Raw genomic sequence first — 20,861 nt, 5'->3', positions numbered from 1 at the left:
GCGGTGTTCGAGAAAAAGGGGAGTGAGTCGTCAGGCCATGACGTCGATGCCCGCGGCATGCAGGCCATACACGGCCAGCGCGAGCAGCCAGGAGAACGCCATGCCGAAGAACAGCAGCAAGCCGAGCTGCGTTGCCAGGGGTGGCCAGCGCTTCATCAGCGGCGTGCGCTCCAGCAAGGCCTGCAGCAGGAAGCTGCCGTTGCTGCCCGGAAACGGCAGCAGGTTGACGGCGGCGAACTTGGCGGCGACGAGCGCGAGCAGCGTCGGAAACGGCGAGGCGGTCGCGACATCGCTGGCCGACCGCAGCAGACGCTGCGCCTCGCCGAAGGGCTCGAAGCCCCCCGCGATGCATTGCGCGAACCCGCTGGCGAAGGTCGCCAGGCCCTCGGACTGCAGCACCGCCACGGCCAGCACCAGCAGCGCGAACGGGCCGGCCGCGCCGATCGCCAGTCGGGTCGCGAGCGGCTGCAGATCGAGGGCGTCATGCGCCTTGCCCGACTCGACCGGCTCGGTGCGCGTGTCCTTGAGGATCAGTTGGCCGCCGACCGGCAGCGTCCTGATCCGCAGCCGGCCCGCGTGCAGCAGCGTGGGGCCGAGGCCGTAGCTGAACTCGCGGATCGGGATGCCGAAGCGTGTGGCTGCGAGGGCGATGGCGCCGAGATGGATGGCGACACAGAGCGCGACGGCGAGGAGGAGCCAGTGCATGCCGTATCGATCCGGCCGCTCACCAGGGGCGCAGTGCCAGCACGATCTCCGACGGCACGGTGCCATCGTCGGTCAGCGGCAGGCGGCCCGTTTTCTGGATGGCGCGCAGCGCGATGGCATCCCATTCCTTCACACCGCTGGCCTTGGACAACCTGGCGCCGCTGATGAGGCCGTCGGGCGTGAGGCTCACCGTGTACTCGGCAACGGGATTGCCTGGAACACTCTTGGTGAGCACGATGTTGGGCCGGATCAAGGCGTTGACCCGCGCGCCGTAGCTCGAGGACGACGCGGCCGGCGGAACCACTGGCTTGCCCGCGGCCGTTGCGGTCGCGCGGGTGGGATCGGTGGGGTCAAGCCTGAAATCGATCGTGGCCTGGTACCACTCGTTCGGGCTGCTCTCCGGGTAGTTCCTGGTCAGCACCCTTGCCATGCGCACCGCGTCGAGCGCCGCGTTGTCCAGGCGCTGGAAGCCGGACCCGCGCAGCACGATCATTTCGACGACCTCGCCTGCCGGACCTGTCCGGATCTTGAGCGTGACCGTGCCTTTCTCGCCCAGCCGCTTCGATGTGGCGGGGTAGATGGGGTACGGCGGGTGCGTGTATCGCGCCTCCTGCGGCTCATGCGTCGCCGTGATGAGCTCGGGTGCCGGGATCGCATTGGCTCCGATGCCCGAGCCGATGGACGGCGCCGGCACGCTCGACCGAGCGGTGCGCGGGGCCTGCGTTCTGGCGATGTCGGCGGGCGGTTCTTCCTTCCAGTTGAATGCCGCCTTCAGCAGCGCGAACACCAGCACGCCCACGAAGAAGATCGCGAACCACACCGTCAGCCGCGATGCGCTGATCGAGCCGCTGTGCGCGCTCGCGGCCGAGGGATGGCTCTGGAGCGTGCCGCGCGAGAGTTTCGCTTCGCGCTCGCGCCAGGCCTCGATGTTCGAGATGTCCATCGTCAGCCGCAGCCAGGTCGGATAGGTGGCGGCCGCATGCACCACCCGCCCCAGGCCCAGCGCCAGGGCCTGCGGTCCGGGATCGGCGGTGCGGCGCAGCAGCTCGAGGTAGTGCCGCTGCGCATCGCGATCGTCGGGCGCCTGCTGCCCCTGCGCATCCTGCTCGACGATCGCGCGGTCCACCACCTGCCCGGCCTGTCCCAGCCGCAGCAACCGCGCCGAGTCGGCGCGCCAATCGAAGAAAACGAGCGCGGCCTCGAACAGGTGCTCGTGGCCGGGCCGCCAGCCGCAGGCCAGCAGGTGGGCGATGTTGGCCTCGAACAGGAAGCGCGCGTCCATGTCGAGCAGGCGCGGGTCCTCGAGCGTGTGTTCGAGCAGCGCGGTGGCTTCGGGGACGCTGCGCAGCGGCGCCTGCTGCAGCCGGGTGTCGAGCGCGACGAGGATGTCGCGCACGGGGTCGGCGCGCGGTTCGGCGGGGGCCGGGGGCGGCGCCGGTTCGGGGGCGGTCTCGACCACGGCTTCGGGCGGGGAGGGCGGCGGGGGCGGCGCTTGCGCCGCCTCGGCCTCCTGCACGTCCCGCGCCTGCCGCGCCCAGTGCAACGCGGCCTCGTAAGCCTCTCGCAACTGCTGGAACTGCAGCGGTTGCGCCGCCTGGTCGATCTGCTTGAGCTGCACCGCATAGGCGCGCCGCACGGCGCGCTCGTCGGCATCGGCGCGCAGGCCGAGCTCGAGCAGGAAGCCGGGGACCTCGGTCATGGTCGTCGCCCCGCTTCAATCGGCCAGCGGGCCGTCGCGTTCGATCTGCTCCAACTGCTCCTGGAACTGGCGCTGCATCGCCGCGATCTGCCGCTTGTCCTGCAGCGCCAGCACGCGTTCGAATTCGGCGATGCGGATGCCCAGCCACTCGCGCACGTCGCCGCGCAGCTGCTGGTAGATGCGCTCGGCGCGCGCCAGCAGGGTGCGGTTCTCGATGCGGTCGCGCGGATGAATCTTGAGCGCGCTCAGCGCCGCCAGCCGCTCCTTGATCTCGGCCTCGCTCAGCAGGCCCGGGTTGCCCTCGATCAGCAGGCTGAAGGTCTCCTGCGTCTTCTGCACCGTGGCCTCGACCTGCAGCAGGCCGTTGACGTCGTAGGTGAAGCGCACCTCGACCGCGGCATCGCCCGGGGACGCTCCCGCGCCCAGGCTCGGCAGCGGCACGTGCAGGGTGCCCAGGTGCACGTTGTCGCGCACCATGCGCGACTCGCCCTGGAACACGTGCAGGTCGACCGAGGTCTGGTTGCCCGAATTCGGCACGTAGCTCTTCGAGCGGCTCACGGGCACCGTGCTGTTGCGCTCGATGATCGGGTCGAAGTGGCCGTGCGTCACCGTGGTGTCGCTGAGCCAGCGGCTGACCGCCACGCCCAACGAGTAAGGCGCCACGTCGGTCATCACCACTTCCTTGAGCGCCGCGTCGCGCGCCTTCAGACCGGCCTGTACCGCCGCGCCGAGCGCCACCACCTCGTCGGGATTGAAGTCGATCGAGGGGAAGCGGCCGAACATGGTGGTGGCCAGGCGCCGCACCACCGGCATGCGGGTGGCGCCGCCGGCCAGCACTACCGCGTCGAGCTCGCCGGCGCGCAGGTTGGCATCGCGCAGCGCGCGCTCGACGGGCGCGCGCAGCCGCTTGAGCAACGTGGCGCAGGCCTGCTCGAGCGTGCCTTCGTCGAGCGCCAGCCGGTGTTGCGCCGCCTCGTGCGCGACCACGATCTCGGCGGTCGGCTGCGTGCTCAGCGCGCGCTTGGCGGCCTCGGTCTGCGCGGCCAGGCGCTGCATGAAGTGGGCATCGGTGCGCAGGCTGGCCGGCAGCTTGTTGCGTTCGAAGAAGAGCGCGATCAGCGCCTCGACGAAGTCCTCGCCGCCCAGGAAGTTGTCGCCCGCCGAGGCGCGCACCTCCATCACGCCCTCGAACATCTCGAGGATCGACACGTCGAAGGTGCCGCCGCCGAGGTCGAACACCAGGAAGCGGGTTTCGGCGCGCATGTCGTGCATGCCGTAGGCCAGCGCGGCGGCCGTCGGCTCGTTGAGCAGCCGCTCGACCTTCAGGCCCGCGAGCTCGCCCGCGGCGCGCGTGGCCTTGCGCTGGGCATCGGAGAAATAGGCCGGCACGGTGATCACCGCCTCGGTGACCGGCTCGCCGAGCATCGCCTCGGCATCGGCCTTGAGCGAGCGCAGCACCAGCGCCGACAGTTCCTCGGGCCGGAACTCGCGCTTGCCCAGCCGCATCGTCTTGTTGCTGCCCATGTAGCGCTTGAACACCGCGGCCGTGCGCTCGGGGTGCGTCTGCAGCCGCTCGCGCGCCGCCTTGCCGACCAGCACCGAATCGTCCTCGTCGATGCTGACGCACGACGGCGTCAGGTACTCGCCGAGCCCGTTGGGCACCAGCACGGAAGCGCCATCCCGCCACACCGCCGCCAGGCTGTTGGTGGTGCCCAGGTCAATTCCAACGATCATTCTTCTCGCCCCTTCGCGGGTCCCTCTTCTGTTGCCCTCCATCGTATGCGAAGGGCGTGTGGACCGGGTGTCCGCGAAGGGGCGCGGGCCGCGCGGGCGGCCCGCCGGGGGGCTACTTCTTCTTGCCGCCCTTGGCCGCCTTCTGCGGCTTGACCACCACCGCCGACACCGCCGGATCGCTGCTGCGCCTGGCCTTGCCCGATTGCTTCTCGAAGCGCGCGAAGTACTCCGAGGCCAGCTTGCGCAGCGAGCGCCCGATGTTGGCGTAGTCGTACTCGTTGAGGTTGGCCAGCGAGACCCGACCCGAGGCATGCTTGCCGCCGAAGCCGCGGCCCGGCAGCAGCACGATGCCGGTCTCCTCGGCGATGCGGAACAGCGCCTCGTTGGGCTGCAGCTGGGTCACGATCCAGTCGCCGAAGCGCTCGCCGTGCATCTGGGTGGCGATCTCCTGCAGGTCGAGCAGGTGGTAGTAGCTCACCGAGTTCGGGTCGGCCGACAGCGGCAGCCCGAGCTCGCGGTAGAGCGCCTCCTTGCGCCGCTTCACGATGCGCTTCATCGCGTGCTTGTAGGCCTCGGGTTCGTCCATCAGGCAGAACAGCGAGAACATCACCATCTGCGCCTGCACCGGCGTCGACAGGCCGGCCGTGTGGTTGAGCGCCACGGTGCGGCTGTCGGCCACCAGCCGGTCGATGAACTTGAGCCGACGCGGCTCGGTGGTGATCGAGCTGTAGCGCGCGTCGAGTTCCTTCAGCGCCGCCTCGGGCAGGGCCGCGATCTGGTGGTCGAGCACGTTGTCCTCGTGCGTGGCCACCACGCCCATGCGCCAGCCGGTGGCACCGAAGTACTTCGAGAACGAATACACGAGGATGGTGTTGCGCGGGCAGATCGCGAACAGCGAGCGGAAGTCGTCGGCGAAGGTGCCGTAGACGTCGTCGGTGAGGATGATCAGGTCGGGCCGCTGCTTGACGATGTCGGCGATGTAGCCCAGCACCTCGTCGCTGATCTTCACCGAGGGCGGGTTGCTCGGGTTGCACAGGAAGAAGGCCTTGACCTTCGGGTCGAGCAGCTTCTGCAGCTCCTTCTTCGTGTACTGCCAGCCGTTCTCGGACGGCGCGTCGATCAGCGCCTCGATCAGCTGGTAGTCGTTGAGGTGCGGGATCTCGATGTAGGGCGTGAAGATCGGCATGCCCAGCGCGATGGTGTCGCCGGGTTTGAGCAGGTTGTTCTCGCGCAGGCTGTTGAACAGGTAGGTCATGGCGGCGGTGCCGCCTTCCACCGCGTACATGTCGAACCTGCCGACGAAGGGATGGGTGCCGATCATCTCCTTGTGGATGTACTGGCCCACGATGATTTCGCTGAGCCGCAGCATGCGGTCGGGCACCGGGTAGTTGCAGCCCAGGATCGCCTCGCACATCTCGTAGATGAAGTCGCCGGCCGACAGGCCGAGCTGGTCGCGCACGTACGACACGGCGGCCTCGATGAAGCGCACGCCGGGCCGGCCCGCGTTGGCCTTGGTGAAGATCTCGAAGCGCGCCTCGATGCCCTCGCGCTGCGGGAAGCCGCCCACGCCCTCCATGTAGACGAAGGAGCGCTCGCTCTCGGTCATGGCGAATTCGCCGAACGCGAAGAAGCCGTGGCGCGGCGTCGTCGCGAGGAAGTTCGGATTGCCGCGCCCCGCGTTGAGCATCAGGCGGTCGCCCTGGCTGGCCACCTGGATCAGCGCGTCCTTGAGTTCGAAGGGGCTCAGGCCGCTGAGTTTTTTCACGTCGCCGAAATCCATGGAAAGGCTCCTTGGTTGTGAGTAAGGCAGGAAAGGAAGAAGAGGGAGGGCGTGCTCAGACCAGCGCGACGATCAGCGGCCCGAGCAGCGTGAGGAACACGTTGGCCAGCGCGTAGGTGATCGCGAAGGGCACGGTGGGGATCGAGTTCTCGGCCTTGTCGAGCACCTCGCCGAAGGCCGGGTTGGCGCTGCGCGAGCCGCTGAGCGCGCCCGCGAAGATCGCGGTGTTGGCATAGCGCAGCACGTAGCGGCCGAACAGCATCGTGAGGATCATCGGCACGATGGTCACGACCACGCCCACGCCGAAGATCGTGAGCCCGTGCTGCTTGACGGTCTGCACCGCCTGCAAGCCCGACGACAGCCCCACCACCACCACGAAGCCGGCCAGGCCCAGGTCCTTGAGCAGTTGCACCGCGCTGGGCGGCAGCGCGCCGAAGGTCTGGCGCCGCGCGCGGTACCAGCCGAACAGCAGGCCCGAGAGCAGGGCGCCGCCGCCGGCACCGAGCGTGAGCGGAATGCTGCCGATCTTCGCGCTCAATAGGCCCACCAGCAGGCCGACCACCAGGCCCGCGCCGAGGTAGACGAAGTCGGTCTTGGCGCTCGGCACGATCACGTCGCCGACGATCGCGGCCACGCGCTTGACGTCCTGCTCGGCGCCGAAGATCGTGACCACGTCGCCGGCCTGCACCACGGTGTCGGGCTGCATCGGCAGCACCTGGCCCATGCGGCTGAGCTGCACCACGAAGATGCCGTGGCGCACGCCACCCGCGGTGGCCTCGCGGATCTGTGCCACGGTCTTGCGCTCGAAGTCCTTGTTGGTCAGCACGATGTCGCGCTTGTGCATGGTGAGTTCCATGCCCTCGACCGCGTAGACCTCCTTGCCCAGCAGCGGCGCGCTCGCCACCACGGCGTCGCGCCGGCCCACGGCCAGCACGATGTCGCCGCGGCGCAGCGCGAGCGTGGGGCTGACCTCGACGAAGCGGCCGTCGCGTTTCACGCGCTCGATGGTGATGGTGGTGGCCGGGTCGGCGTTCTCGATGTCGGCCACGGTGCGCTGCGGGTCGGCCGTGAGCTCGTAGATGCGGCCCACCAGCGAGGGCGCGGCTTCCTCCTGGTCGGCGCCCAGCACCTTCACGCCGGCCTGCATCGCGGTCTCGGCCGCGATCGCGTCGTCGCGGATGGTGCGGCCCATGAACTTGGGCAGCAGGTTGACGCAGACGATGATCGCGCCGAAGGAGCCGAAGACGTAGGTCACGGCATAGCCGATCGCCACGTTGGCCTGCAGCCGCGCGGTCTCGGCCGCGTCGAGGCCGAGCTTGGCGATCGCGTCGCCGGCCGTGCCGATGATGGCCGACTGCGTGAGGCCGCCGGCCGCCACGCCGGCCGCCAGGCCCTTGTCGAGTCCGAACCACTTGGCCATGACCACCACGGTGGCCAGGCCGGTGGCGGCCATCACCGCGGCCAGGATGATCTCCTTGATCGACTGCCGGCCCAGCGAGCTGAAGAACTGCGGCCCGCTCTCGAAGCCCACCGCGTAGATGAAGAGCGCGAACAGCACGGCCTTCACGCCGGCGTCGACCTGCACGCCGACCTGGCTCACGATCACCGCCACCAGCAGCGAGCCCGCCACGCCGCCGAGCTGGAACTTGCCGAACTTGATCTTGCCGATCCAGTAGCCGACCGCCAGCGAGAGAAAGAGCGCCATCTCGGGCGACTTCTTGAATGTTTCGTGCAGCCATTCCATGGATCAGCTCCTTCGAGGTTGAGTCTTCATTTCGCCGCGTGCTGCACCAGCCCGGCCAGCGCGACGATCAGCGGTCCCATCAGCGGCAGCACCACGTTCGAGATCGCATAGGTGATGGTGTAGCCCAGCAGCGGCGTGGCATTGCCGGCCGCGTTCTGCACCGCGCTGAGGGCCGGCGTGCTGCACTGCTGGCCCGCGATCGCGCCCAGCAGCACCGGCGCCTCGAGCTTGAGCAGCCGGTGGCCGATGAACAGCGACAGGCTCGCCGGCACCACCGCCACGGCCACACCGACCAGCGGCAGCGCCACGCCGAATTTCTTGATCAGCGCCAGCGCCTGCGGTCCCGAGGCCAGGCCGACGCAGGCGATGAAGGTGGCCAGGCCCAGGTCCTTCATCAGCGCCAGCGCATCGGGCGGCACGCTGAGCCGGTGCGGGTTCTTCGCCTGGTACCAGCCGAAGGCCAGGCCGGTGAGCAGCGCGCCGCCACCGGTGCCGAGCGAGAACGGAATGCCGCCGAGCTTGACGCTGAAGCCGCCGATGAAGACGCCGAGCAGGATGCCCGCGGCTGCGAAGCTGATGTTGCTGCGCGTCGAGGCCAGCACGCGGTCGCCGGCCAGCGGCAGCGCGCGCGCCACCTCGTCGACCGGGCCGTAGAGCTGGAGCACGTCGCCGCGCGCGAGCCGCAGGTCGCCCAGCAGCGGCATCGCATGGCGGTCGCGCGCCACGCCCGTGACCTGCACCGAGGGTGGCAGCGCCGCGGCCAGTTCGCGCAGCTCGCGGCCGAACCACTCGCGCCGGTTCAGCACCGCCTCGGTGGTCTCGACCACCGCGTCGAAGGCCGTGGTGTCGGCGAACTCGCGGCCCAGCAGCTCGGCCACGTTGACCAGGGCCGCGCGGCGGCCGATGGCCAGCACCCGGTCGTGGGCGCGCAGCCGCAGCGCGGGTTCCACCGCCAGGCTCTGGCCGGCGCGCAGCACGCGCTCGATGTGGGCCTGGCCGCCGAGGATCGCCGCCAGCTCGCCGATCGAGCGGCCGCGTCCCGTCGTCACCTCGAACACGCGGCCGACCATCTCGGGCACCGCGCTCGCGGCGCCGGGATCGTCGCCGCCGCCACCCATGGTCTTCCACAGGCGATCGGCCTCGGCGCGCAGGTCCACGCGCAGCAGCAGCGGGAATATCTGGCTCGTGAAGACCACGATCGCGATCAGCCCGAACACGTAGGTGATCGAGTAGGCCGTGACCACGTTGGCCTGCAGCTGCTGCATGTCCGCCGCGGGCAGGCCGAGCTTGGAGATCGCGTCGGTGGCCGTGCCCACCACCGCCGATTCGGTGGCCGCGCCGGCCATCAGCCCGGCGGCCGTGCCCTGGTCGAGCGACAGCAGCACGGTGGCGCCCAGCACCAGCGCGAGCACCGCCACCACCTCGACCAGGCACAGCAGGCCCAGGCGCAGGCCCTTGGCGTCGAGGTTGGCGAAGAACTGCGGGCCGCCCGCATAGCCGAGCGCGAAGATGAAGAGCATGAAGAACACGTTCTTCACGCTGTCGTCGATCCGGATGCCGAGCTGGCCGACCACCAGCGCGGCGATCAGGGTGCCGCAGATGCCGCCGAGCTGGATCGGTCCGAAGCGGATGGCGCCGACGGCATGGCCGATGGCGAGCACGAGGAACAGCGCGATTTCGGGCTGGGTTCTCAGCAGTTCGACGACCTCGCCACTCACGCGTGCTTGACCTCCAGATGCTGAGTCATTCTGTCGGTAATGCGAGTAAATGCAAGTAACTGTTTCGTTTGACAGGCGTCCAAATCCTGGGCTGCGCGCCGAATCCTTGACGTTTCCTGTGCGGGTTTTCGATAACTAAATCATCTTGATTTAGTCCTTTCCTTCGCCGATAGTCCGCTGGCGCCCGGCCCGGCGACGCCCTCCGCGTGGCGACCCGGCCGGATTCCGAGAACCAACAGGGCGGTCCGATCCAGCCGCCCGCCCAAGGAGAGACAACCCATGCCCCGCATCCGCTGCATCCTGGCCCTGGCGGCCGCGTCCGTCGCCGCATCCGCCGCCTTCGCCGCCGGCGAACCCGTGATCGGCCTGGTCACCAAGACCGAGACCAACCCCTTCTTCGTGAAGATGAAGGAGGGCGCGCAGGAAGAGGCGAAGAAGCTCGGCGCCAAGCTGCTGTCGGGCGCGGGCAAGGCCGACGGCGACAACGCGGGCCAGATCACGGCGATGGAGAACATGATCGCGGCCGGCGCCAAGACCATCCTGATCACGCCGAGCGACGCCAAGGCCATCGTGCCGGCGATCAAGAAGGCGCGCGACAAGGGGATCATGGTGATCGCGCTCGACAGCCCGGCCGATCCGCCCGAGGCCACCGACGCGCTGTTCGCCACCAACAACTACACGGCCGGCGTGCTGATCGGCGAATACGCCAAGGCCGCGATGGCCGGCAAGACGCCGAAGATCGTCGCGCTCGACCTGCTGCCGGGCCACCCGGTGGGCGCGCAGCGCCACAACGGCTTCATGAAGGGCTTCGGGCTGGCCGCGAACGACGCCAAGTCGAACGAGCTCTCGAAGGCGCCCGAGATCGTCTGCATGGCCGACAGCTTCGGCGACCAGGCCAAGGCCCAGACCGTGATGGAGAACTGCCTGCAGAAGGCGCCCGACGTGAACCTGGTCTACACCATCAACGAGCCCGCCGCGGCCGGTGCCTACAACGCGCTCAAGCGCGCGGGCAAGGAGAAGGGCGTGCTGATCGTCTCGGTCGACGGCGGCTGCCAGGGCATCAAGGACACCAACGCCGGCATCATTGCCGCGACCTCGCAGCAGTACCCGCTGAAGATGGCCGCGATGGGCGTGGCGGCAGGCGTCGAATTCGCCAAGACCGGCAAGAAGGCCTCGGGCTACGTCGACACCGGCGTGACCCTGATCGCGGGCAAGAGCGTGGCCGGCGTCGAGAGCAAGGACACCAAGACCGGCGCCGAGCTGTGCTGGGGCAAGAAGTAAGCAGACAGCCCCAGGGAGGCACATCGATGGCGAAATCCGCAACGCACCACATCCCGTGGGGCGCCCTCGGGCCGTGGCTGGCCCTGCTGGGTGCCTGCATCTTCTTCGCGACCCAGTCCGACCGCTTTCTCACCGGCGGCAACCTCTCGCTGATCCTGCAGCAGGTGATGGTGGTCGGCGTGATCGCGATCGGCCAGACGCTGATCATCCTCACGGCCGGCATCGACCTGTCCTGCGGCATGGTGATGGCGCTGGGCGGCATCATCATGACCAAGTTCGCCACCGAGCTCGGCCTGCCGGTGCCGGTGGCCATCCTCTGCGGCATCGGCGTGACCACGCTGTTCGGCCTGCTCAACGGCCTGCTGGTCACGCGCATCAAGCTGCCGCCCTTCATCGTGACGCTGGGCACGCTGAACATCGCGTTCGCGATCACGCAGCTGTATTCGTCATCGCAGACCATCACCGACCTGCCGGCCGGCCTCACGGGCCTGGGCACCACCTTCACCATCGGCAGCGCCGAGGTGGCGTGGGGCTCGGTGCTGATGGTGGCGCTCTACGGCCTCGCCTGGTTCGTGTTGCGCGAGACCGGCGCCGGCCGCCACATCTACGCGGTGGGCAACAACGCCGAGGCCACGCGGCTGGTCGGCATCCCGACGCAGCGCGTGCTGCTGGGCGTGTACGTGGCCGCGGGCGTGCTCTACGGCATCGCCTCGCTGCTGTCGGTGGCGCGCACCGGCGTGGGCGATCCGAACGCGGGCCAGACCGAGAACCTCGACGCCATCACGGCCGTGGTGCTGGGCGGCACCAGCCTGTTCGGCGGGCGCGGCATCGTGCTCGGCTCGCTGATCGGCGTGCTGATCGTGGGCGTGTTCCGCAACGGGCTCACGCTGATGGGCGTGTCGTCGATCTACCAGGTGCTGGTGACGGGCGTGCTCGTGATCCTCGCGGTGGCGGCCGACCAGCTCTCGCGCAAGGGGGCCCGCTGATGAACGCCGTGACGAACCCGAAGGTGGTGATGCAGGCCCGGGGGCTGGTGAAGCGCTACGGCCAGGTCACCGCGCTCGACGGCGTCGACTTCGAGCTGCGCGAGGGCGAGATCCTCGCGGTGATCGGCGACAACGGCGCGGGCAAGTCCTCGCTGATCAAGGCGCTGTCGGGCGCGATCGTGCCCGACGAGGGCCAGATCCTGCTCGATGGCCAGCCGGTGCAGTTCCGCAATCCGCTCGATGCGCGGCGGGCCGGCATCGAGACCGTCTACCAGGACCTGGCCGTCGCGCCCGCGATGACCATCTACGAGAACCTGTTCCTCGGCCGCGAGCTGCGCCGCCCCGGCTTCCTCGGCAACGTGCTGCGCATGCTCGACAAGAAGAAGATGCTGCTGGAGAGCGCGGCCCGCATGGCGGACCTCAAGGTCGGCATCCAGTCGATGACGCAGGCGGTCGAGACCCTCTCGGGCGGCCAGCGCCAGTGCGTGGCGGTGGCGCGCAGCGCGGCCTTCGCGCGCCACGTGGTCATCATGGACGAGCCCACCGCCGCGCTCGGCGTGAAGGAGGGCAACATGGTGCTCGAGCTGATCCGCCGCGTGCGCGACCGCGGCCTGCCCGTGGTGCTGATCAGCCACAACATGCCGCACGTGTTCGAGGTCGCCGACCGCATCCACGTCGCGCGCCTGGGCAAGCGCGCGGCCGTGCTCGATCCGAAGAAGATCAGCATGAGCGACACCGTGGCCGTGATGACCGGCGCCATGCTGCCGAGCGCCTTGCCCGCGGAGGCGCATGCCTGATGCCGCGCCAGTCGCGCGCATGCCCGACCTGCTGCGTCCGCGCGGCTCGAACCAGGTCGGCATGCGCCAGTTCAACGAGCGCACCGTGCTGCAGGCGCTGCGCGTGCACGGCAGCCTGCCCAAGGCCGACCTCGCGCGCCTCACCGGCCTGAGCGCGCAGACCATCGGGCTGATCACCGCGCGGCTCGAGGAGGACGGCCTGATCGTCAAGCAGAGCCGCGTGCGCGGCCGCATCGGCCAGCCCTCGGTGCCGCTCGCGCTCAACCCCGACGGCGCCTTCGCGATCGGCGTCAAGGTCGGCCGGCGCGGCGCCGAATGGCTGCTGATCGACTTCACGGCCCAGGTGCGCGAGCGCCATGCGATGGCCTACGACTTTCCCGACGCGGAAGCGCTGCTGCCCGCGATCGCGCAGCACACCCACCGGCTGCGCGACGGCCTCGGGCCGCTGGCCGCGCGCACCGTCGGCGTGGGGCTCGCCGCGCCTTTCCTGCTCGGCGGCTGGCACCGCACGCTCGGGCTGTCGAAGGCGCAGTCCGACCTGTGGAACGGCATGGACCTGGGCGCCGAGGTGCGCCAGCGCACCGACCTGCCGGTGATCTTCGCGCGCGACACGGTCGCGGCCTGCGTGGCCGAGCTGGTGAGCGGGCGCGGCCACGACCTGAAAAGCTTTCTCTACGTGTTCGTCGACACCTTCGTCGGCGGCGGCCTGGTGCTCAACTCGCACCTGCACGGCGGCGCGCACGGCAATGCCGGCGCGCTCGCATCGCTGCCGATGCAGCGCGTGCGCGGCGCCCAGCGTGATGGCGATGCCGACGCGGCGCCGCCGCAGCTGATCGCCGAGGCCTCGCTGTGGGAGCTCGAGCAGCGGCTGCAGCGCGAGGGCGTCGACCCCGACGCGGCCTACGACGAGCGCGCGCTGCAGCCGCCGTTCGCCGACGCCACCGCGGCCTGGCTTGCCTCGGCCGCCGAGGCGCTGGCCCATGCGATCGCGAGCGGCACCGCGATGCTCGACCTGGCCGACGTGGTGATGGACGGCTCGATGTCGCGCCCGCTGCAGCAGGCGCTGCTCGAGGCCACGCGCGCCGCGCTCGACGGCTGCAACTGGGAGGGCCTGTGGCGCCCGCAACTGCATGGCGGCCGCGTCGGCGCGCAGGCCTGCGCGCTGGGCGGCGCGATGCTGCCGCTGCACGCCAACTTCGCCCCCGACCATGACGTGTTCCTCAAGGCCGGTTGAAGGCCGGCCGGCAGGCGGGCATGCCCGAGAATCGGCGCATGCCCCACGCCGTCTCCCTGCTGCGCGCCGAACGCCTCGCGCGCAGCGTCAAACCCTTCCTGGCCCGTGGCGGCTTCAAGCGCGAACGCTGCGCCGGCTGCCGGCTCGCGCCCAGCCATTGCCTGTGCGCGCTGCGGCCCTCGATGGCGACGCGCGCGGGCGTCTGCCTGATCATGGGCGACATCGAGGCGCTCAAGCCCAGCAACACCGGCTGGCTGATCGCCGACGTGGTCGAGGACACCTTCGCCTTCGGCTGGTCGCGCACCGAGGCCGATCCCGCGCTGCTGGCCCTGCTGGCCGATCCGCAATGGCAGCCGTACGTGGTGTTTCCGGGGCAGTACGCCGCGCCCGGGCGGGTGGTGGAGACCGTCGCGCCGCCCGAGGCCTCGCAAGGCCACCCCGCGAAGCGCCCGCTGTTCGTGCTGCTCGACGGCACCTGGGCCGAGGGGCGCAAGATGTTCCGGCGCAGCACCTACCTCGCGCAGTTGCCGGTGCTGAGCCCGGTGCTCGCGCGCAGCACGCAGTACCGGCTGCGCCAGTCGGGCCGCGACGATCACCTCTGCACCAGCGAGGTCGCGAGCCTGTGCATGGAACTGGCCGGCGACGCGCTGGCCGCGCAGATCCTCGACGCCTACCTCGCGGTCTTCACCCACCACTACCTGCAGGCGAAGAACCAGTCGCCGATCGATGCGCAGGGCGAGGCGCATCGGCGCCTGCGGGCGCTGTCGGCCTTGCGGGCCTGAGGCCGGCCTGCAGCGCCATCCCGATCCCGAGCACCGCGACCAGCGTCACCGCCAGCAGCATGAAGGCCAGCGCCGCGCCGAAGGGCCAGTTGTTGAGCCCCACGAACTGCTGGTAGATCTCGGGCGTCATCATGCGAAAGCGCGGCCCGCCGATCAGTACCGGCGTGGCATAGGCATTCATGCAGAGGATGAACACCAGCGACATGCCCGCGATCACCCCCGGCATGGCCTGCGGCAGCACCACGCGGCGAAAGGCGGTGAAGGGCCGCGCGCCGAGGTTGGCCGCGGCCTCCTCGACGTTGCGCGGAATGCCCTCGATCACGCTGGCCAGCGTCATCACCATCAGCGGCAGCACGATCGTGACCATCACGCCCACCACCGCGGGCTGGTGGAACATCAGCTGCAGCGGCTCGCGCGCCAGCCCGCTCCATTGCGCCAGCGCATTGAACAGCCCGCTGTTGCCCAGCAGCGCCATCCAGCCGGCCGAGCGCACCACGTTGCCCACCATCAGCGGCAGGATGGTGGCCAGCGTGAGCCACATCTTCCAGCGCCGCGGCATGCGCGCCAGCGTGTAGCCCGCGGGCAGGCCGAGCAGCAGGGCGATGCCCGTGGTCAGCGCGGCCACCTTCAGCGTCACCCCCAGCACCTCGCGAAAGTACGGGTCGGCGAACAGCTGCACGTAGTTGCGCGCCGTGAAGGCCTCGACCATCAGCTCGGTCGGCGTGTAGAGGTTGAGCGAGTAGCGCAGCAGCATCGCCATCGGCGCCACCATCAGCGCCAGCACGATCGCGATGGCGGGCAGGGTCAAAAGGCGCATCGCTCAGGCTGCCTTGAAGTCGCGCGACCAGTACTGCTGCAGCGTCGGCATCGCCTGCGCGAAGTAGCCGAAATCGGGCACCTTGAAGCGCGACTGCTCCTCGGGCGTGAAGGCGATCTGCGCGGCCAGCTCGGGCGGCAGCCTGGCATTGGTGACGGTGGGCACGTAGCCCATGCGCTCGGCGAAGGCCGATTGCGCGCCGGCATCGAGCATGGCGTTCAGGTAGGCGAAGGCGTTGTCCTTCTGCTGGCTGTTCCTCGGCACCGAGGCGGTGAAGGTGGTCGGCACGATGCCCTCGGCCGGCACGGCCGCCGCCACGCTCACGCCGGCGCGCCGCCACTGGTGGACGCGGGCGCGCCAGGCCAGGGTGATCCAGATGTCCTCGGCCTTGAGCGCCTGCGCCACCGCCTCGTTGGTGGCGAAGATCTTGGGCGCCAGTGTCTTCATCTCGCCGAGCTTGGCCATGCCGGGCGCGAGGTCGCCCAGCGTGCCGCCGGCCGCGAGCGAGGCCGCGGCGATGTTGTAGGGGAACAGGATGTCGGCGAAGCCGACGCGGCCCTTGTACTTCGGGTCCCAGAGGTCGGCGAGCGACTTCGGCGCCGCCTTGATCTTCGCGGGGTTGTAGGCGATCACCAGGCCCGAGTAGATGTGCGGCAGCGCCTGCGGCTGGCGCAGCGCGGCGATGGCGTTCCTCGCGTTCGGCACGTTGGCCTCGGTCAGCGTCTCGAACAGGCCCAGCTGCGCGAGGCCACTGGCCTCGAAGTCGACCATCGACACCACGTCGAGGCTGCCGCGGCGGCCGTTGCGCTCGGCCAGCAGCTTGGCCTTGCGCGGCGGACCGTCGTCCACGCTCTGCACCGCCTCGATGCCCAGCGGCTTGAGCAGCGGCTGCTCGACATGCTTGCCGAGCAGGTCGCCGTAGTCGCCGCCCCAGGTGGCGACGACGACGCGGCCGCCGATGGCGGCCAGGGCGGGGCGGGCCGTGGCCAGCGGCAACGAGGCTGCGGCCAGCAGCAGGGAACGGCGTGTGGAATGCATGGACATGATCGGAGTGGAGAGAAAGGGAAAGGGAAGCTCAGGAAGCCGTGGCATCCGCGGGCAGGGGCAGCGCGTGCTCCGCCGACCACTGCAGGCTCACGCGCTCGCCGATCGCGGGAGCGCCCCGTGCCGGCACGCTGGGCTGCGCGACCGAGACCGGGCCGACCTCGGTCTCGAAGTGCCATTCGGTCGTGCCGCCCAGGTAGGTGCCGAGCTTCACGCGCGCCGGCAGGCCGGGCGCGCCGGCTTCGGCGATGCGGATGCGGTCGGGTCGCACCATCAGCGCGAGTTCGCCGGTCGCGCGCGGCGGCGTCGCCGCGGTGGCGCAGGGCAGCAGCTGCGCGCCCGCGCGGAAAGCACCGGGCGCCTCGAGCCGTCCCGGCACCAGGTTGCAGCGCCCGATGAAGTTGGCGACGAACTGGTCGACCGGCTGCTCGTACACCTGCTGCGGCGTGCCGACCTGCCGTACCCGGCCATGGTCCATCACGGCGAGCCGGTCGGCGGTGGTCAGCGCCTCTTCCTGGTCGTGCGTCACCAGCAGCGTGGTGAGGCCCAGGCGCTGCTGCAGCGCGCGGATCTCGAGCCGCACCTCGGTGCGCAGCCGCGCGTCGAGGTTCGACATCGGCTCGTCGAGCAGGAACACCGCGGGCCGCACCACCAGCGCGCGCGCCAGCGCCACGCGTTGCTGCTGGCCGCCCGAGAGCGCGGCGGGCCGGCGCTCGGCCAGGTGCTCGAGCTGCACCAGCCGCAGCGCTTCCTTCACGCGCGCGGCCTGCTCGGCGCGCGGCACCTTGCGCATCTGCAGCCCGAAGGCCACGTTCTCGGCCACGCTCATGTGCATGAACAGCGCATAGCCCTGGAACACCATGCCGGTGTCGCGCGCATGCGGCGGCGCATGCGTCACGTCGCGTTCGCCGAACAGGATGCGGCCCGCGCTCGGCGGCACGAAGCCGGCCACCATGCGCAGCGTGGTGCTCTTGCCGCAGCCCGAGGGGCCGAGCAGCGCGAGCAGTTCGCCCTGGGCCACGCGCAGGTCGAGATGGCGCACCGCGACCGTGCGGTCGTAGGTGCACTGGAGGTTGTCGAGATGGAGATGGCTCAAGAGGTCACCCGGGACAGACTGACGAAACGATCGGCGACCAGCAGCAGCACGGCGATCAGCACGGTCTGCACCGTGCCGACCGCGGCCAGCGTCGGGTCCATGTTGAAGTTGAGGTAGCTCAGCATTTCCACCGGCAGGGTGGCGTACCCGGGGCCCGTGAGCATCATCGTCATCTCGAGGTTCTCGAAGCTGGCGATGAAGCTGAACACCGCCGCGGCCACGATGCCGGCGCGCATCGAGGGCAGCGTGACGCGCAGGAACACCGTGAGCGGGCGCGCGCCCAGGTTGGCCGCGGCCTCCTCGGGCGCGCGGCCCAGGCCCTGCAGGCTGGCCGAGACCAGGCGCACGGTCCACGGAATGGCCAGCAGCGCATGCGCGGCGATCAGGCCCGGCAGCGTGGCGACGATCTGCAGGTCGATGGCGTTGTCCACGCGCACGAAGAACACGTAGATGCCGGTGCCCAGCACCACGCCCGGAAAGGCCAGCGGCGACAGCAGCAGCGCCGACAGTGCGCGCCGGCCGCGGAACCGGCCGCGCTCGATCGCATAGGCCGCCGCCGTGCCGGTGCCCACGCCGAGCAGCGCCGAGATCGCCGCCAGCTGCAACGACAGCACGAAGCTGCTCGCGAACTGCGGCTTGCTCCAGGCATTGGCGTACCAGTGCAGCGAATAGCCCTCGGGCGGGAAGCTCATGATCGGCTGCGCGAACACGCTGAGCCAGGCCACGGTGACCAGCGGCAGCAGCATCGCGGCATAGGTGGCGCCCACCAGCAGCCGGCGCGCGACGGTGGTGGGCCTCATGCGCAGCTTTCCTCGAGCACGGCCGACAGCGGCCGGCCGATCGCATTCGGCCGCGTCGCCGCGTGCACGGCGATTGGCAGCGGCGGCTGCAGTTCGCGCAGCTCGTCGAGCCGCATGCCGCGCACGATCACGACCAGGAAGGATCCGTTCGCCGTGGCGGCAAACGGCAGCAGCGGGGCGAACAGCGTGCCCACGCATTGCACCAGCAGCGGCAGCCGCTCGCCGTGCACCGCGACCACGCCCTTGACGCGCAGCAGCCGCTCGCCGCACAGGCCCGCGAGGTTGTCGAGCCATTCGGCGAGGGCGTCGCGTGCCACCGGCGCGGCGAAGCGGCACAGCGCGGTGCGGATGTCGCTGTGCGCGGGCGTGTCGTCCGACTCGGCCGGTTCGGGCATCGGCGAGCGCGCGGCCGGCGGCGCGAGCGCGGCCAATGCGCGCGCTGCCGCCGTCGGCTCGGCCACCAGTTCGGCCAGCGGATTGACCCGCGCGAGCAGCGCGCGCGCCGCCTCGGTGGCGCCCGCGGGCGCGAGGTCCTGCCGCGTCAGCACGATGCGCTGCGCGCCCGCGATCTGCGCGGCCGCCTCGGGCAGTGCCAGCAGCGACTCGCCGCGCACGCAGTCGAAGGTGGCGACCACCTGCGCGCGCAGGTGCGCGGCCAGCGGCCCGAGGCTGCGCAGCACGGGGCCGGGCCGCGCGAGGCCGGTGGTCTCGAGCACGATGCGCGCGAGCGGCGGCAGGCCCTGCGTCTCGCGTTCCTCGATCAGCGCCGCGATGGTGCCCGGCAGGTCGCCGCCCATCGCGCAGCACACGCAGCCGTTGCTCAGCAAGGCCATCGGCACCTTGGCGGCGGTGGCGGCGAGCACCGCGCCGTCGAGGTCGACCTCGCCGATCTCGTTGACGATCACGGCCGTGTCGGCCGCCTGCGGCAGCCGCAGGTAGCTCGACAGCAGCGTGGTCTTGCCGCTGCCGAGGAAGCCGGTGAGCACGGTCAGTTCGATCGGCACCGGATGGAAGTCGCTCGCCGGATTCATGCCGTGGCCGTCTCGGTGCGGTTGGCCGCGACCATCGCGCGCACGTCGGCCAGCAGCTCGGCCGTGTCGTAGCAGATGCCGCCCGCGATGGTGCGGCTCAGGCCGCGCTGCCATTCCACGCGCCGGCTGTCGTCGTTCAGGCGCATCGCGCCGGTGCCGTAGAGCAGCTTGAAGTCCTCGAGCGGGTTCTGGTCGTGCACCAGCAGGTCGGCGCGCTTGCCGACCTCGAGGCTGCCGCAGTCGGCCTCGATGCCCAGCAGGTGCGCGCCCTCGAGCGAGGCGGCGCGGATCACCTCGAGCGGATGGAAGCCGGCCTCCTGCAGCATCTCGAGCTCGCGCACGAAGCCGAAGCCGAACAGCTGGAAGATGAAGCCCGAGTCGCTGCCCGCGCAGACGCGGCCGCCGCGGTTCTTGTACTCGTTGATGAAGCGCATCCAGAGCCGGTAGTTCTCCTTCCACTCGATCTCGTTCTTCGTCGACCAGCGGTACCAGTACGAGCCGTGGCCGCCGCGGTGGGGCTGGAAGTTGTCCCAGTAGGCCTGCCAGGTGTAGTCGTCGTGCCAGTCGGCGCGGCGCGTGCGCATCAGGTCGCGGTTGGCGTCGTAGATGCCGAAGGTGGGCACGAAGGCGAAGCCGAGTTCGAGGAAGCGGTCCATCGCGTTGCGCCAGGTGGCGCTGCCGGGCTGCGCGGCCTGGCCGAAGGTCTGGCCCGCGACCGAGAAGCGGAAGTACTCGTCGCCGTAGTCGTAGTCGGCCGGGTAGTTCTGCACCACGCGCTCCTCGAACAGCGCCTCGGGCAGGCCGTAGTAGTGCTCGGCGCTGGTCAGGCCCCACTGCGCGGTGGTCAGCGCGTTCATGCGCGTCACGGCCATCTGCGCATGGTGGCAGCCGCTGCGCAGGCCCAGGCTCGCGCACTCGGCCAGCGCGGCCTGCATGAGGGCCGGCGGCGCGCCGAAGAATTTCACGCCGTCGGCGCCGCGCGCCTTGAGCCGGCCCAGCCAGTCGCGCGCCTGCGCCGGCGTGTGCAGGGTCTTGAGGATGTCGTTGACGGCCGGGAAGTAGGCGTGCGCGAGGATGCGCGGCGCCGCGATGGTGCCGGCGGCTGCGCGCTCGCGCTGGTCCAGGGTCCAGCCCAGGCCGTTGAAGCAGCCCATCTCGCGCACCGTGGTCACGCCATGCGCCAGCCACAGCTTGTAGACGTAGTCGGCCGGCGGCGCATCGCGGCTCACGAAGGGCGAGCCGATGTGGGCATGGGCATCGACGAAGCCCGGCGTGACGAACTTGCCGTGGCAGTCGATCTCGTGTTGGCCCGCGGCCGGGCGCCCGGCCGGATCGATGGCGAGGCGCGGCGCGCCCACGCTGCGCATCTCGACGATGCGGTCGCGCTCGATCACGATGTCCACCGGCCCCCAGGGCGGCGCGCCGGTGCCGTCGATCACGGTGGCGCCACGCAGCACCAGGCGCTCGAACGGTCCTTCGCCACGGTCGCGCCGCGTGGCGCGCGCCTTCTCGGTGCCGCCGCGCAGCCGGAGTCCGGCCGCGATCTCGTCGCCGGCCTCGACGCCCGGCATGCTGTCCTGCATCGCAGTTGCTGCTGTCACTCGAATCTCCTC

General features: G+C 70.4%; 17 protein-coding genes. 5 read left to right on the top strand and 12 right to left on the bottom strand.

The genetic code is table 11. The features are described from left to right. Nucleotides 1–30 precede the first annotated feature (30 nt). From AC07RM_RS20720 to aspT (AC07RM_RS20695), 6 genes are all read right to left on the bottom strand, one after another. Nucleotides 31–705 carry a site-2 protease family protein gene (locus AC07RM_RS20720; RefSeq protein WP_495335710.1) on the bottom strand — a complete coding sequence of 225 codons (675 nt, stop codon included), beginning with the start codon at nt 703–705 and terminating at the stop codon, nt 31–33. Nucleotides 706–724: 19 nt separating this feature from the next. Next, on the bottom strand, nt 725–2,404 hold the full coding sequence (locus AC07RM_RS20715; protein ID WP_495335709.1) for a TonB family protein: 1,680 nt from the start codon (nt 2,402–2,404) through the stop codon (nt 725–727). A 15-nt stretch (nt 2,405–2,419) separates the two neighbouring features. Continuing rightward, a complete protein-coding gene (locus tag AC07RM_RS20710) occupies nt 2,420–4,138 on the bottom strand; it encodes an Hsp70 family protein (protein ID WP_495335708.1) in 1,719 nt (572 codons plus the stop codon). A gap of 112 nt (nt 4,139–4,250) precedes the next feature. After that, complete coding sequence (locus AC07RM_RS20705; RefSeq protein WP_296789345.1) at nt 4,251–5,918, bottom strand: bifunctional aspartate transaminase/aspartate 4-decarboxylase; 1,668 nt, start codon at nt 5,916–5,918, stop codon at nt 4,251–4,253. 55 nt (nt 5,919–5,973) lie between these two features. Continuing rightward, complete coding sequence (gene aspT / locus AC07RM_RS20700) at nt 5,974–7,662, bottom strand: aspartate-alanine antiporter (RefSeq protein WP_093355865.1); 1,689 nt, start codon at nt 7,660–7,662, stop codon at nt 5,974–5,976. Between the two features lie 26 nt (nt 7,663–7,688). Then, nucleotides 7,689–9,380 (bottom strand): aspartate-alanine antiporter, encoded by a 1,692-nt coding sequence (aspT, locus tag AC07RM_RS20695; RefSeq protein WP_495335707.1) that lies wholly within the window; start codon nt 9,378–9,380, stop codon nt 7,689–7,691. Between the two features lie 279 nt (nt 9,381–9,659). Between aspT (AC07RM_RS20695) and AC07RM_RS20690 the strand changes: the two genes are divergently transcribed. Genes AC07RM_RS20690 through AC07RM_RS20670 form a run of 5 tightly spaced genes read left to right on the top strand, consistent with a single transcriptional unit; the run spans nt 9,660 to nt 14,460 of the window. After that, complete coding sequence (locus tag AC07RM_RS20690; protein WP_495335706.1) at nt 9,660–10,661, top strand: sugar ABC transporter substrate-binding protein; 1,002 nt, start codon at nt 9,660–9,662, stop codon at nt 10,659–10,661. 26 nt (nt 10,662–10,687) lie between these two features. Next, nucleotides 10,688–11,647 carry an ABC transporter permease gene (locus tag AC07RM_RS20685; RefSeq protein WP_208508560.1) on the top strand — a complete coding sequence of 320 codons (960 nt, stop codon included), beginning with the start codon at nt 10,688–10,690 and terminating at the stop codon, nt 11,645–11,647. Beyond that, nucleotides 11,647–12,444 carry an ATP-binding cassette domain-containing protein gene (locus AC07RM_RS20680; protein ID WP_398496835.1) on the top strand — a complete coding sequence of 266 codons (798 nt, stop codon included), beginning with the start codon at nt 11,647–11,649 and terminating at the stop codon, nt 12,442–12,444. The genes AC07RM_RS20685 and AC07RM_RS20680 overlap by 1 nt, the downstream gene beginning before the upstream one ends. Further along, nucleotides 12,437–13,678: an ROK family transcriptional regulator gene (locus AC07RM_RS20675; protein ID WP_495335705.1), complete on the top strand. Its 1,242-nt coding sequence runs from the start codon at nt 12,437–12,439 to the stop codon at nt 13,676–13,678. The genes AC07RM_RS20680 and AC07RM_RS20675 overlap by 8 nt, the downstream gene beginning before the upstream one ends. Nucleotides 13,679–13,716: 38 nt before the next feature. Continuing rightward, complete coding sequence (locus AC07RM_RS20670; RefSeq protein ID WP_495335704.1) at nt 13,717–14,460, top strand: tRNA-uridine aminocarboxypropyltransferase; 744 nt, start codon at nt 13,717–13,719, stop codon at nt 14,458–14,460. Here AC07RM_RS20670 and AC07RM_RS20665 read toward each other — a convergent pair. Genes AC07RM_RS20665 through AC07RM_RS20640 form a run of 6 tightly spaced genes read right to left on the bottom strand, consistent with a single transcriptional unit; the run spans nt 14,363 to nt 20,849 of the window. Next, entirely contained in the window at nt 14,363–15,277 is a 915-nt protein-coding gene (locus tag AC07RM_RS20665; RefSeq protein WP_413763034.1) for an ABC transporter permease, read from the bottom strand. The two genes, AC07RM_RS20670 and AC07RM_RS20665, sit on opposite strands and share 98 nt — an antisense overlap. Before the next feature lie 3 nt (nt 15,278–15,280). Further along, nucleotides 15,281–16,315, bottom strand: coding sequence for an extracellular solute-binding protein (locus AC07RM_RS20660; RefSeq protein ID WP_495335703.1), 1,035 nt, complete (start codon nt 16,313–16,315; stop codon nt 15,281–15,283). Between the two features lie 37 nt (nt 16,316–16,352). Further along, nucleotides 16,353–17,417 carry an ABC transporter ATP-binding protein gene (locus tag AC07RM_RS20655; protein ID WP_495335702.1) on the bottom strand — a complete coding sequence of 355 codons (1,065 nt, stop codon included), beginning with the start codon at nt 17,415–17,417 and terminating at the stop codon, nt 16,353–16,355. Further along, nucleotides 17,414–18,217, bottom strand: coding sequence for an ABC transporter permease (locus tag AC07RM_RS20650; RefSeq protein WP_057593600.1), 804 nt, complete (start codon nt 18,215–18,217; stop codon nt 17,414–17,416). The genes AC07RM_RS20655 and AC07RM_RS20650 overlap by 4 nt, the downstream gene beginning before the upstream one ends. Continuing rightward, nucleotides 18,214–19,248 carry a CobW family GTP-binding protein gene (locus tag AC07RM_RS20645; protein WP_495335701.1) on the bottom strand — a complete coding sequence of 345 codons (1,035 nt, stop codon included), beginning with the start codon at nt 19,246–19,248 and terminating at the stop codon, nt 18,214–18,216. The genes AC07RM_RS20650 and AC07RM_RS20645 overlap by 4 nt, the downstream gene beginning before the upstream one ends. Beyond that, the gene (locus AC07RM_RS20640) at nt 19,245–20,849 is read right to left on the bottom strand and encodes an amidohydrolase family protein (protein WP_495335700.1); all 1,605 of its coding nucleotides are present in this window, start codon (nt 20,847–20,849) and stop codon (nt 19,245–19,247) included. The genes AC07RM_RS20645 and AC07RM_RS20640 overlap by 4 nt, the downstream gene beginning before the upstream one ends. Between the last annotated feature and the right edge of the window lie 12 nt (nt 20,850–20,861).

It is taken from the genome of Variovorax sp. GW821-FHT09B05 (genome assembly GCF_059418265.1).
Note: the sequence above shows the minus strand (reverse complement) of the source record. Positions and strands in the feature narration are given on the sequence as shown.